This window comes from Pedobacter foliorum (genome assembly GCF_013266735.1).
GTDB lineage: Bacteria > Bacteroidota > Bacteroidia > Sphingobacteriales > Sphingobacteriaceae > Pedobacter > Pedobacter foliorum.
On record NZ_JABSNU010000014.1, the window covers coordinates 55,880 to 69,706 of the forward strand.

Here is a 13,827-nt window from a genome sequence, read left to right on the forward strand (position 1 = left end):
ATTTAATAAATTAACAGAAAATATTTTCAGTATGACAATTAGTAAAAAGCATATATTAGGTATGCTGGCCATTTCAGGAGTATTATTGGCTTATAAAAGCGATAAAATAGGATCAGTAAGTACTTCTGTAAATTCCTTTGTAACCAATTATGCCGATACAACAGGTAAATACAAAGATTGGAAAGTTACCGGGGGTAGCCGCGAAAATATTAAGTACTCAAAGCTTAAACAGATCAATACCGGTAATGTAAGCCAGTTAAAGATGGCTTGGGTATACCATTCAGAAAATAACGACAACACAAAATTCGGTTCAATTCAGTGTAATCCCATCATAGTTGATAAGGTAATGTACGGCGTATCGCCAAAGCTAAAGCTGTTTGCGGTTGATGCTACAACGGGTAAAGAAAAATGGCATTTCGATCCGGCCGATTCTACTGTAAATAAAACCTGGCACCGCAACAGTGTAAACATGAACAGGGGAGTAGCCTATTGGCAGGAAGGATCAGATAAACGCATCATTTACACAGTAGGCCCCATTGCCTTTGCCATAAATGCCAACACCGGCAAGTTAATCTCCAGTTTTGGTAAAGACGGCGGGGTAGACTTAAGAAAAGGCTTAGGCCGCGAAGAGAGCAAGATTTTTATTGCGCCAACCTCTCCGGTAATGATTTATAAAAACCTGTTCTTTTTAAGCGGTTATGTGGGCGAAGAAACGCCCGGTTACATCCGCGCATTTGATGTAAAAAGAGGAAAGCAAAAATGGGTGTTTCATACCATTCCAATGCCCGGCGAACCCGGTTACGAAACCTGGGAAGATAAAACTGCCTACAAAAGAATGGGATCAACCAACAGCTGGTCGGGCTTTAGTCTTGATGAAAAAAGAGGCATTTTGTTTGCCGGAACAGGTAATCCGAGCAATGATTTTTATGGGGGCGACCGCTTAGGAAAAGGTCTTTATGCCAATTGCGTATTGGCTATTGATGCAGCTACCGGAAAATTAAAATGGCATTTTCAAACTGTACACCACGATGTATGGGATATGGACATTTCCAGTCCACCAATTCTTACTACCATAACCCGGAAGGGGAAAAAGATTGATGCGGTAGCGCAAACCACTAAAACAGGACTCATTTTTGTTTTCGAACGCGCTACAGGTAAACCGCTTTTCCCTATTGTAGAAAAGAAAGTGGCTACCAATACTCCAATTATAGGCGAGAAACTTTGGCCAACACAGCCATTCCCGGTGTTGCCTAAGCCTTTTGCAAGACAAATATTAACAGAAAACGACCTGAATACTTTGGTGAGCGATTCATCTCAGCAGGACATTAAAAAGCGCTTTAAAAGCTATCGTTCGCAGGGGATTTATACACCACCAACTAAAGAAGGAACCATCATTTTTCCGGGATACGATGGGGGAGGCGAATGGGGTGGGCCAGCCTTTGATCCTGAATCTAATATCCTATATGTAAATGCCAATGAAATGGCCTGGGTATTAAACCTTGTAGAAAATGAGCCTGCAAAAACTACTGCACAAACAAATTTGGAGGCCGGAGCTGGGCTATACAACAAGCATTGTATGGTTTGCCATGGCCCAGAACGTTTAGGCGCGGGAGATTATCCATCAATTGTTGGTGTAGATAAGAAATATAACCTTACTCAGTTCACGGAGTTACTATCCACTGGAAGACGAATGATGCCTGGGTTTAACCACCTCAGCAAAGAAGAAAAAAACGCAATTGCATCTTTTATTCTTGATCTTAAATCGGAACAGGCGAAGCCATATACAGGGCCATCAGATACTAAAACTGCAAAAGCACCTAAACCTTCTTATGGTTCTACGGGATATAATAAGTTCTTGACTAAAGAGGGGTATCCGGCAATTAGTCCGCCTTGGGGTACTTTAAATGCCATCAACCTGAATACCGGAAAGTATGAGTGGAAGGTTCCTTTTGGCGAATTTGAGGAGCTGAAAAAGAAAGGCATACCTACTACTGGTCGCGAGAATTATGGTGGGCCTGTGGTTACTGCGGGCGGATTGATATTTATCGGTGCAACAGCTGACGGTAAATTCAGGGCTATCGATAAAAAAACAGGTAAAATACTTTTCGAAACCGATTTGCCTGCACCTGGTGTAGCAACGCCGGCTGTATATTCCGTTGATGGAAAGCAGTATGTTGTTATCGCCTGTGGTGGATCTAAATGGGGTGGTAAATCAAGTGATGCTTACGTCGCGTTTTCTCTTTAGTATGGCTTAAATCTATGGATTAGAATAATGTGATTGAACTATTTGCTTTTTTAATCGTTCAAATCAATATAAGTTCCCACTTTTGTTGAGATTTTGAGTGATACTCATATTGTATTTGAGTGATCCTCACATTGTAATTGAATAAATACCATAAATATTGAAACAAGTTAGCGAAAAACCTGAAGAGCAAAAGCTCAAAAGAGGTTTGCAAAACAGACATATTCAGTTAATCGCCCTTGGCGGAGCCATAGGAACAGGATTATTTTTAGGCATTGGGCCGGCAGCAGTATTGGCCGGACCCTCAGTAATTTTAGGCTATGCATTGGCCGGTATTATTGCCTTTTTTATTATGCGCCAGTTAGGCGAGATGGTGGTTGAAGAACCTGTTTCGGGTAGCTTTAGTCACTTTGCTTATAAATACTGGGGCTCTTTTGCAGGTTTTGCTTCGGGTTGGAATTACTGGGTGCTGTATATCCTGGTAAGTATGTCGGAGTTAACTGCCATTGGAATTTATGTGCACTTTTGGTGGCCGGAAATACCGCTGTGGTCATCGAGCTTATTCTTTTTTATAGTCATTAATGCTTTAAACCTAACCTCGGTTAAGGTGTATGGAGAGGTAGAGTTTTGGTTTTCTATAATAAAGGTGGTAGCTATTATAGCCATGATCATTTTTGGTGTTTATTTACTGGTTAGCGGAAGCGGTGGTGAGCAGGCCAGCGTACAAAACCTATGGAATGATGGGGGCTTTTTTGCAAAGGGCTTGTTTAGTGAAGATGGTAAAGGTGGGTTTCAAGGATTATTTGCCGCTATTGCGTTAATTATGTTTTCGTTTGGTGGATTGGAGTTAATTGGGATAACGGCAGCAGAAGCAGAGCAACCTGAAAAAACGATTCCAAAGGCTACCAATCAGGTGATTTACCGTATCCTGATTTTCTATGTAGGAGCACTTGTGATCTTGTTTTCATTGTCGCCGTGGAAAAGCATTACTACTGATAGCAGTCCTTTTGTAATGGTATTTGAGAGTTTAAAAGGTTTTCAGTTCACGTTGTTAGGTAAGACTATTTATTTTACAAGCATCATTGCTAATGTACTTAACGTGATTGTATTAACAGCTGCTTTATCTGTTTATAACAGTTGTGTTTACAGCAATAGCAGGATGTTGTTTGGATTGGCTGAACAAGGAAATGCACCTTCTTTTTTATCGAAGCTGAATAAAAACTCAGTACCTATAAATGCGATTTTAATTTCGAGCTTATTCGCTGCAATTTGTATCATAGTTAACAAGTTAATGCCCGAGAAGGCTCTGGAGATTTTGATGTCGTTGGTAGTATCATCACTCATTATCAATTGGTTGATGATTAGTATTACGCATTTGAAATTTAGAAGGAGTAAAGACGCGGATCAGGTTAAAACTAAGTTTCCCTCGTTTATTTATCCGTTGTCTAATTACATCTGCCTCGTGTTTCTGATAGGTATTTTGGTGATTATGTGGATAACAGGGATGAAGATGTCGGTAGAATTGATTCCGGGTTGGATAATACTGCTCTATGTTTGCTACTTATTGGTTAAGAGGAAGAAAGAAAAACAGATTTAAAACAACACGATTATACACACGTTGCACACATTGTGTGATATTTAATACACAACAAGCCTTTAAATTGGGTATTTTTAATAGATAATGTGTATCAGTTGAGTTTGTGGGTATAATTAACTTAGTGTATAATCTATATACGCTATGCTATTTAACTCTTTCACCTTCGCAATATTTCTACCTGTTGTTTTTATTTTATATTGGTTTGTAGCTAGAGGTAATTTAAGGCTTCAGAACATACTACTATTGGTATCGAGCTATTTTTTCTATGCTTGCTGGGACTATAGGTTCTTGTTTCTCCTGATCTTCTCAATACTACTAGATTACTTTAGTGGAATTAAAATTGAAGCGGCTAAAACTCGCGGAGCAAAAAAGTTTTGGCTGTGGTTAAGCATAGGTATTAATCTGGGTTTTCTGAGTGCGTTTAAATACTTTAATTTTTTTGCGGCATCTTTTGCAGAAATGATGGGAGGCATGGGGCTGAAGATGGACATGTGGACTCTAAAAGTAATTCTGCCTGTAGGTATTTCTTTTTATACTTTTCATGGTTTATCATATGTGATAGATATTTATAAGGATAGGATTAAACCGGAACGTGATTTTATCAATTATTCTGTTTTTGTGAGTTTCTTTCCTTTACTGGTTGCAGGGCCAATAGAAAGGGCTACGCATCTTTTACCTCAGATCATTAAAAAGAGAGAGTTTAATTACGCAAAGGCTATAGATGGATTGCGACAGATTTTATGGGGTTTATTTAAAAAGATAGTGATTGCAGATAGTTGTGCCGAAGTGGTTAATCAGATTTTCAATCATTCAGGCGAACAGTCTGGAAGTACACTCGCATTGGGGGCGGTTCTTTTTGCATTTCAAATTTATGGCGACTTCTCCGGATATTCTGATATTGCTTTAGGAACAGCGCGTCTTTTTGGAATAGAACTGCTTAGAAATTTTGCTTTCCCTTATTTCTCAAGAGATATTGCTGAATTTTGGCGGAGGTGGCATATTTCACTTTCTTCCTGGTTTAAAGATTATCTATATATCCCTTTGGGTGGCAGTAAAGGCAGTACATGGAAAAAGGTAAGGAATGTATTCATCATATTTATAGTAAGTGGTTTTTGGCATGGCGCAAACTGGACATTTATTATTTGGGGATTGCTGAATGCCGTGTACATATTACCTTCGGTTTTAGTAAAAACCAATAGAAATAACCTGGAAATAGTTGCTAAAGGTAGACTATTGCCCACGCTTAAGGAACTGGCTTTAATTTGCATGACCTTTGGGCTTACGGTTATTGCATGGATATTTTTTAGATCGAAGAGTGTTGGAGCTGCGTTGGATTATTTGTCGGGAATATTTTCTAAATCCTTGTTTACAGTACCATCAATATTGCCATATACAACATTATTTTTAGTTACAGTATTTCTGGTTATTGAATGGCTTGGCCGGGAAGATCAGTATGCGTTACAGAATTTTGGATTTAAATGGGCCAGACCTGTTCGGTGGTCTTTCTATTTTGCTAATGTTTGGGTGATCTTGTTTTTTAGTGGTAGCCAACATGAGTTTATTTATTTTCAGTTTTAACTATGAAAAAGTTTCTTTTACAGACCCTTGTTTTTGTTATGGCAACCGTGTTGTTGTTAACAGCATCAACCTATGTAACTGCCTTTCTTATTCAGAAGAAAAACGGAGTAATTCATTCTCTTCCGGTAGATAAAACTTATATCATTATTGGCAATTCGAGGCCGGCATTGGCATTTAACGACAGTTTGATTAGTAATGTTTATAATTTTTCGAGTGTTGGCGAAAGCTATTTTTATACTTATTTAAAAGCAGAACAGTTGATAAAGGCTAACAAGCATATAGATGGCGTGTTTTTAGAGTACAACATGGAGGATATAGGGCATAAAAGGGACGCCTGGACTTGGGGGAAAGGTTCAATGCAAAACAATCATATTAAATACTCTTATGCAATGCACCCTTACAATTATAAAGTTTTGCTGGAGAAAAACCCGGGCGATTTATTGGCAGTATATTTTGGTCAGATTTTTTTTAGGCAGCTTAGAAATGTGGCACTTTTAGATAGTGCTGCGCTTAGAAGTTTCTATGGTGGTTATTTCTTTGATGGGAGTAGTGTTATGGATAGTACGATGAACAAGATTTCAGTAAATCAGAAGTATCATCTCAAAAATGTTTCTTCATTTCATAAAGGGCAATTGCTACGGCTTTTGGATCTATTTAGAGATAATAATATTAAGGTGTATTTGATAAGAAGTCCACTCCATTTTACCAATGGGAAGCAGTTTAGTCCTGAAACATTAATTGGCTATCTAGGTGAGGAAAATAAAGATCTTGAATACCTTGATTTTAATGATTACCCTGCTAAAATGGACGAGTTTAGAGATCCTTCTCACTTAAATAATAAAGGCTCAAGGAAATTCTCGATATTCTTTAATCAATTGCTAAATGATGGTTTGCTTCTTAAACAGAATAAAGCCCAGGTAGTTCGTAATGAACTTAGTCGTATTGAGCAAGAACAAGCTGCTCTTTGAGGATGTTTTTTTGTACTAGAAGGTATGCTAAGCACTAAAAAGAAAAGCGGAGTTAAATCCTAAGACTTAACCCCGCCATCTAAATTAACGCTCTCGTATATATAAACGAAGAAAAGGCAAAATAGTTTAATAGACCCCCTCGATTTTTTTAGGTATGACAATACGATGATATTGTGTGAAATCCCTTATACACTTTATTGGGTTAGCAGTGTTAATTATCTTAAATGCATTAGTGTTTGAAAGGAAAGCTGGCGACCAGAGCGTTTAGATTGGTAAACAACAAACATTGCGGTAGCACAGAGTCCAATTACACCTGCCAAACAAACGGCTAGTCGTGGGCCGAAAGCTTGTGCTGTCCACCCGATAAGCAAGCTACCAATAGGGATCATACCCTGGTAAGCCATAATGTAGTAGCTAATGGCTCTGGCCCTCATTTCGGGAATGGTATGTGTTTGAATGTAGGTATTAATGGCTGATGTTTGTGCCATCATACCTACGCCACCAAAGGCCATGAACACAAGAGCCAATGATAATATGCCTGAATAGGCCAATAAAATTAAACTAACTCCGAATATGGTACTGGCAATTATGATGATACTTTTGAGTGGTTTTGCGGATCTTAAATTGGCTAAATACATGGCGCTGATAACTGAACCGAGGCCGGCAGCACTTTCAAACCAGCTAAAGGTTCCTGCATCGCCATGAAAGAGGTCTTTAGCGAAAATGGGCATTAAGGTATTAAACGGGATTACAAACAGACTGCTAATTCCTATCATTAGGATCATACTACTCAGTTCTCTGTCACCTGATACGTACTTAAATCCTTCTTCCAGTTCAAGCCAGATGCTTTTTTCTGATCTCTCGACAACACCAAGGTTTAGTTTCATTAAGAATAAACAGACAAGGACGGGTATGTAGCTTAAGAAGTTTCCGATGAAACAGAAGTCTTCGCCAAAGGTGCTTAAGATTACTCCTGCAATTGCCGGCCCAACAATACGTGCAAGGTTTGCCATAGTAGAGTTTAGCGCGATTGCATTGGGAAGGTCTTCTTTTTGGTCAACCATTTCTACCATTAACGATTGTCGGCAGGTGACATCAAATGCGTTGATAATCCCTTGCACCAGACTTAGGAAGATGATTGCAGGGATGTTGTAAAATTTGAAAAAGATAATTGCGGCAAGGGCTCCTGCCTGCATCATGGAAATAACCTGGGTAATGACAAGGATTTTATAACGGTTGTGTCTGTCAATTAAACTTCCGGCGTATGGTGATAAAATTAGTGAGGGGATTAGGCTGGCAAAAGCTACTAAGCCGAGTAAAAGTGCTGAACCTGTTAGTCGGTAAACTAACCAGCTTACCGCAGTTTTTTGCATCCATGTTCCTATTAGCGAGATACTTTGGCCATAAAAGAAAAGTTTGAAATTGCGGTATTTTAATGATCTAAATATATTCATGGTAGTAGATGTCTTTGAAGACATTACAAATTTCGGAATAACTTATTGAGTTGTAAAATTGATTGTTTTAATGATATTGATTAGTTTTAACGATTGATTATGGAACTAAGGCAACTCAACTATTTTGTAAAAGCAGCTGAACATCTTCATTTTACTGAAGCTGCGGCTGAATCGTTTGTAACCCAGTCGACCTTATCTCAACAGATAAAGCAATTGGAAGAGGAACTGGGGATGTTATTGTTTGACAGGGTAGGCAAGCATGTTCGACTTACAGAGGCCGGAGGTGTTTTTCTGATTCATGCCAGACAAATATTACTGGATGTGCAAAAATCAAAAGCAGCGATATCTGAATTGAATAATCTGGCAATCGGCGAACTTAAGATTGGTGTTACTTATGCTTTTAGCTCTATGGTATTGCCAGCATTGGCTCCGTTTTCGTCAAAGTATCCTGGGATTAAAATATTTCTGGAATATGGTACGCCGGAGTCGTTGGAGATTAAACTTAAAGCTGCAGAGCTCGATATCATTCTTTCCTTTCATGAGGAATCTGATAATCAGGGTTTGGAAATGCAACCTTTGTTTTCTTCTAAAATTGTGATGGTGGTTTCGCGCAAGCATCCGTTGGCATCTTTAAAAAAGATATCGGTAGCTGAGCTTGGTGCTTTGGAGCTTATTTTACCGGGTAAAGGTTTTAGTTCAAGAGACTATGTAAACGAGCTGTTCGGTAAACGGAAGATCACTCCGAAGATTAAGATAGAAATGAATGAGGTGAACTCTTTGTTGACTTTGGTAGAGAGTACATCGTGGGTTACGATCTTAAATGAGAAGGCAATTATTAGTTGGGATAGCCTTATTGCCATTCCAATTGCAGGAAAGGAACGTTACAAAAGGGCGTTTATATTACGTCAAAAGGGTATTTATCAAAAGAAAGCCGCCAATCTGTTTATAGAAGAGCTGAGTAAGATACTCTGGTAATTTTGATACGCATTGTCGAAATATTGAGACGTATTCTCTGTTTAATCAAATTCATATTGCCTTTCTTTGTTTATAACCATTTATAAATTAAGAATATGTGTAAACGATTAATAGTAGTTGTGCTCGTTTATTTGTGCAATGCAAACTTTGCTTCAGCTCAGGTTTCTCAGGTAAACACTCAGAAGTTTGATCGCAAATCGGGAGTAACAGCAACCTATAGCCAAAGCATCCTGAAAATAACCTGGCCTGCCGGAAATAATAATTACGGACAGGTTGACCTTAATATGGAAAAGGGGAAGCCATTGTTTAGTCGACTTTTGATGGGGGCTGCTAAAAAAGCGAAGTTGATTTCAACAGATCTTGACCCTGCTTTTCTGCTTACTATTGGCAAAAGGGATTTGATATCGCAAAATGGTTGGAACATATTCTTTGATAAGGTTCCTCAAAAGAAATACAAGACCTATAATGTAGAATTGGAAAAATCTGCAGTGGCTGTAAAAACGGTAGGCAGTAGAACGGTTGTTACCATTTCATCTTTAAAGGCCGATCGTTTTTCTGGGAATCTTGAGATAACTTTTTACAATGGTAGTCCGCTGTTTAATATCGCTGCGGTTATATCAACTAAAATAGATTCGACAGCAATTGTGTATGATGCAGGTTTAATAAACAGATCAGCCAGTTGGAAAAATATATCATGGATAAATACGGGAGACAGTTTAAAAACGGTAGCTGCAATTGACTCCGATAGTTCAAAAAATATAGCCGTAAAATACAGAACTATAGCCGCCAAAGGAAAAGAGGGGGTGTTGGCAATATTTCCGGCACCTCATCAATATTTCTATCCGTTGGATGAAGCTTTTAATTTGAAATTTACCTGGTTTGGAAGCAACTATAGAAAAATGACAAATGGGTATGGTATTGGGATTCGTCAGGATTTGGAGGGCGATAGAAGGTTTGTTCCCTGGTTTAATGCACCTCCTGAGAGTAAGCAACGTTTAAATTTCTTTTGTCTGCTTAGTGCTGAGAATGAAGGTGCCGCTTTTACCGAAGTAAAGAAGTTTACACATAACGATAGCTATGTTAAGCTGCCGGGGTATAAAACGATGTCGAGTCATTTTCATAATGAGTTTATTATGAGTGTTGTGTTCGCAAATAAACCAATTCCGGAGGTGCCTGATTTTGTAAAGGTGTTTAAGAAAACAGGGATAGATATAGTGCATCTTGCAGAGTTTCATTACACTGCACATCCAAAAGGACCGGATGAAACAAGGCTAAAGGAATTGCATGCGCTTTTTGAGCAATGTAAACGCCTTTCTGATAATAAGCTTCTTTTGCTACCTGGCGAAGAGCCCAATGAGTTTTTTGGTGGTCATTGGTTGGCGCTTTTCCCTAAGCCCGTTTATTGGATCATGTCGCGCAAAAAGGATGTTCCTTATACTGAAAACCATCCACAGTACGGTAAGATTTATCACATTGGTGATAAAGATGATATGCTGAAACTGCTTGAAGAGGAGAAAGGATTAGCCTGGACAGCTCATGCACGCACAAAGGGATCAGTTAATGCACCTGATGTGTATAAAGAGGAGGCGTTTTTTAAATCTCCTCATTTTATGGGAGCAGCCTGGAAGGCAATGCCGGCTGATTTATCTGAGCCAAGACTTGGCAAACGCGTTCTGGATTTGATGGATGATATGAATAACTGGGATTTGAAAAAGACTGTGATTACTGAGGCTGATCTTTTTACCATAACACCGGAAAATGAGATGTATGCGCATTTAAATGTGAACTACTTAATGATGGATTCATTACCTCAGTTTAATAAGGGCTGGCAACCCGTGTTGGATGTAATGCAAAAGGGTAAGTTTTTTGCAAGCACAGGAGAGGTTTTAATGCCGGAACTCTCTATAAATGGTAAGCGTTCTGGGGAGACAATTGCACTTGATAAATCGGGTTTTGCAAATGTTAAACTTAAACTAAACTGGACTTTTCCAATGAATTTTGTAGAGATCATATCGGGTGATGGCAATAAGGTATACAGAGAAAAGATAGACCTTACAAAAACGCAAGCGTTTGGGGCTCAGCTGTTGCAATTTAAAACTAAGCTGAGCAATAGAATATGGGCAAGGGTAGAAGCCTGGGATATAGCAGCAAACGGGGCTTTTAGTCAATCTTTTTATATTGAGAAGTAGGGTTGTTGGGCTATCGATAATAGTTTGGTAGCTCATCATATTTATATTGAGACAAATTGCAGAAAAGTTGACACGCATATTCAAGCCTCAGTTATCTTATTTTTTCATATTTGATTACTGTTTAAGAAAGGTGGTTAGCACAGCATTATTTTGTTACTGTGCGTTCGTCATCCTGAATTTATTTCAGGACCTCGCACTAGCAAGGTTTGAATACCATGTGAGAGGTCCTGAAATAAATTCAGGATGACGAACGGATTTACAGAACGTCTAACGCACTACCTCTTTTAACCAAAAGCACTATAGACGAAAAAACCGTTAACCAAGAAACCGTTAACCAAAACCACAATTAACCAAATAACAACACAAACAAACATGAAACGTTTATTTCTTTCTTTAGGCCTGGCTGCTACTATGCTTAGCGCTTCTGCTCAGCAACGTAAAGCGCCTGCCTATCCACTTATTACACACGATCCTTATTTCAGTATCTGGTCGTTTTCTGACAACCTTAATGCATCGCCAACAAAACACTGGACAGGCACTAACCATGCTTTATCTGGCTTAGTTAAAGTTGATGGTAAGGTTTACAGTTTTTTAGGGAAACCTGAAAAAAGCTTCGAAACCTTAGTTCCTACTGCTGAAGATAAAAGCTACACCGCAAAATATACTGAATCTGCACCTGCTGCAGGTTGGGAGAAAGCTGCTTACAACGATGCAGATTGGAAAATCGGAAACGCACCGTTTGGTGATGGTGATGCCAAAACTCAATGGAAAAGCGATAACCTTTGGATGCGTCGTGAGTTTAACCTTGATCAAATTGACCTTAAAGGCTTAAACTTAAGAATCAATCATGATGATAACATCGACTTGTTTATAAACGGGGTTAAAGTTTACAACTGTAACTGCTGGACCGGTAAGTATGTTTATATCCCAATTGATGAGAAGATAAAAGGCGTATTGAAAAAAGGAAAGAATGTTATCGCTGCGCACATTAAAAATACAGCTGGCGGTCAATGGTTAGATGTTGGTTTGGCTTACGAAAAACCTGCAGCGGAATTAAAATCTGTACTTACCGCTAAACAAAATAGTGTTACTATAAATGCAACACAAACTATTTATAAGTTTAGTGCCGGTAAAGTAGATATGGAGGTTGCTTTTACATCGCCATTGCTTATGGATAATCTTGATTTGTTAGCAAGACCTGTTTCTTACGTGTCATTTAAGCTTAAAGCGAATGATGGTCAAAAGCACAATGCACAGGTTTATTTTGGTGCGTCAACTGACATTGCTACTAACAATTCTGCTCAGGAAGTTCAGGCATCGAGTTACAAAAACGGATCACTTTCTGTACTTAAAGCAGGTACAACTGAACAACCGGTATTGAAAAAAAGAGGTGATGATGTCCGCATTGACTGGGGTTATATGTATGTTGCTGTTCCTCAAAACAACGGTAAGCAGTATGTTACTTCATCAGCAAATGCCGTTTCATCTTTCGTAAACGGAAAACCTGGTTCTTCTTCGGCACAGGGTAAAAGCTTAACATTGGCTACAGTATTACCTTTTAATGTTGGCGCTACTGCAACTGAAAAAACAGTATTGGTTGGTTATGATGACATCGAATCTGTTCAATACTTTGGAGAAAACTTAAAGCCTTGGTGGAATCGTAAAAATAACCAGACAATAGATAAACAACTTACATTAGCAAACAATGAATATGCGGCTGTATTACAAAAATGCGAAGCGTTTAATAAACAATATTATGCTGCAAACCTAAAAGCAGGGGGTAAAGAGTATGCAGATCTTTCGGATATTTCTTATCGTCAGGCTATCTCTGCACATAAATTAGTAGAAAGTCCACAAGGTGATATCTTATTCCTTTCTAAAGAGAATTTTAGTAACGGTTCTATCAATACTGTGGATGTAACTTACCCATCTGCACCATTGTTTTTAGTGTACAATCCTGATTTATTAAAAGGGATGTTAAATGGTATTTTCTATTACAGCGAAAGCGGAAAATGGAAAAAACCTTTCCCTTCACATGATTTGGGTACCTACCCATTAGCTAACGGACAAACTTATGGTGAAGATATGCCGGTCGAAGAAGCTGGTAACATGATTATCCTTACTGCCGCAATTGCTAAGGCTGAAGGTAATGCAGAGTATGCTAAAAAACATTGGAAAACACTTGCTATCTGGGCCGACTACTTAAGCAAAGATGGATTTGATCCTGCAAATCAGTTATGTACTGACGATTTTGCTGGTCACCTTGCTCGTAATACCAACTTATCTGTAAAAGCGATTGTAGCTTTAGGTGGTTACGGAATGCTTGCGGCGCAATTGGGAGATAAAGAAGAAGCTGCAAAGTATACTCCAATGGCTAAAGAAATGGCGAAAAAATGGATGGCGATGGCAGACGCAGGAGATCACTATGCTTTAACGTTTGATTTAAAGAATACCTGGAGCCAAAAGTACAACCTGGTATGGGATAAGGTTTTGGATCTTGGTATTTTCCCTAAAGAGGTTTATAAAAAAGAGATCGACTTTTATCTGAAAAAACAAAACGCGTATGGCTTGCCACTAGATAGTCGTAAAACTTACACTAAATCTGACTGGATTATGTGGACTGCAACTTTAACGGATAACCAGGCTGATTTTGAGAAGTTCATTAAACCAATCCATAAGTTCTCTTTAGAGTCGACAAGCAGAGTGCCATTAAGTGACTGGCATGAAACTACAGATGGTAAGCAGGTAGGTTTCCAGGCACGTAGTGTTGTTGGTGGCTATGCTATCAAATTATTGGATGATAAATTACATAGTAAATAAGCCG

Annotated in this window: 8 protein-coding genes; 7 read left to right on the plus strand and 1 reads right to left on the minus strand. The window is 38.7% G+C overall.

Going from position 1 to position 13,827, the window contains the following annotated elements; genetic code table 11:
• Window positions 1-31: 31 nt before the first annotated feature.
• The 4 genes from HQN83_RS21165 to HQN83_RS21180 all read left to right on the plus strand — a co-directional run bounded on the left by HQN83_RS21165 (window position 32) and on the right by HQN83_RS21180 (window position 6,385).
• Entirely contained in the window at window positions 32-2,245 is a 2,214-nt protein-coding gene (locus HQN83_RS21165; protein ID WP_173093108.1) for an outer membrane protein assembly factor BamB family protein, read from the plus strand.
• Window positions 2,246-2,402: 157 nt separating this feature from the next.
• Window positions 2,403-3,839, plus strand: coding sequence for an amino acid permease (locus tag HQN83_RS21170; protein ID WP_173093110.1), 1,437 nt, complete (start codon window positions 2,403-2,405; stop codon window positions 3,837-3,839).
• 141 nt (window positions 3,840-3,980) lie between these two features.
• The gene (locus HQN83_RS21175) at window positions 3,981-5,417 is read left to right on the plus strand and encodes an MBOAT family O-acyltransferase (RefSeq protein WP_173093112.1); all 1,437 of its coding nucleotides are present in this window, start codon (window positions 3,981-3,983) and stop codon (window positions 5,415-5,417) included.
• A 2-nt stretch (window positions 5,418-5,419) separates the two neighbouring features.
• Window positions 5,420-6,385 carry a hypothetical protein gene (locus HQN83_RS21180; RefSeq protein ID WP_173093114.1) on the plus strand — a complete coding sequence of 322 codons (966 nt, stop codon included), beginning with the start codon at window positions 5,420-5,422 and terminating at the stop codon, window positions 6,383-6,385.
• Between the two features lie 215 nt (window positions 6,386-6,600).
• Here HQN83_RS21180 and HQN83_RS21185 read toward each other — a convergent pair whose 3' ends face one another.
• On the minus strand, window positions 6,601-7,839 hold the full coding sequence (locus HQN83_RS21185) for an MFS transporter (protein ID WP_173093116.1): 1,239 nt from the start codon (window positions 7,837-7,839) through the stop codon (window positions 6,601-6,603).
• Between the two features lie 99 nt (window positions 7,840-7,938).
• Between HQN83_RS21185 and HQN83_RS21190 the strand changes: the two genes are divergently transcribed.
• From HQN83_RS21190 to HQN83_RS21200, 3 genes are all read left to right on the plus strand, one after another.
• Window positions 7,939-8,814 carry a LysR substrate-binding domain-containing protein gene (locus HQN83_RS21190; protein WP_173093118.1) on the plus strand — a complete coding sequence of 292 codons (876 nt, stop codon included), beginning with the start codon at window positions 7,939-7,941 and terminating at the stop codon, window positions 8,812-8,814.
• Between the two features lie 95 nt (window positions 8,815-8,909).
• Complete coding sequence (locus HQN83_RS21195) at window positions 8,910-11,003, plus strand: CehA/McbA family metallohydrolase domain-containing protein (RefSeq protein WP_173093120.1); 2,094 nt, start codon at window positions 8,910-8,912, stop codon at window positions 11,001-11,003.
• Window positions 11,004-11,375: 372 nt separating this feature from the next.
• Window positions 11,376-13,823 carry a glutaminase family protein gene (locus HQN83_RS21200; protein WP_173093122.1) on the plus strand — a complete coding sequence of 816 codons (2,448 nt, stop codon included), beginning with the start codon at window positions 11,376-11,378 and terminating at the stop codon, window positions 13,821-13,823.
• Window positions 13,824-13,827 lie beyond the last annotated feature (4 nt).

Excerpts from the sequence above, each read along its gene's own strand:
- HQN83_RS21165 (WP_173093108.1), top strand. The coding sequence starts at position 32 with ATGACAATTAGTAAAAAGCATATATTAGGTATGCTGGCCATTTCAGGA.
- HQN83_RS21175 (WP_173093112.1), top strand. The coding sequence starts at position 3,981 with ATGCTATTTAACTCTTTCACCTTCGCAATATTTCTACCTGTTGTTTTT.
- HQN83_RS21180 (WP_173093114.1), top strand. The coding sequence starts at position 5,420 with ATGAAAAAGTTTCTTTTACAGACCCTTGTTTTTGTTATGGCAACCGTG.
- HQN83_RS21185 (WP_173093116.1), bottom strand. The coding sequence starts at position 7,839 with ATGAATATATTTAGATCATTAAAATACCGCAATTTCAAACTTTTCTTT.
- HQN83_RS21190 (WP_173093118.1), top strand. The coding sequence starts at position 7,939 with ATGGAACTAAGGCAACTCAACTATTTTGTAAAAGCAGCTGAACATCTT.
- HQN83_RS21195 (WP_173093120.1), top strand. The coding sequence starts at position 8,910 with ATGTGTAAACGATTAATAGTAGTTGTGCTCGTTTATTTGTGCAATGCA.
- HQN83_RS21200 (WP_173093122.1), top strand. The coding sequence starts at position 11,376 with ATGAAACGTTTATTTCTTTCTTTAGGCCTGGCTGCTACTATGCTTAGC.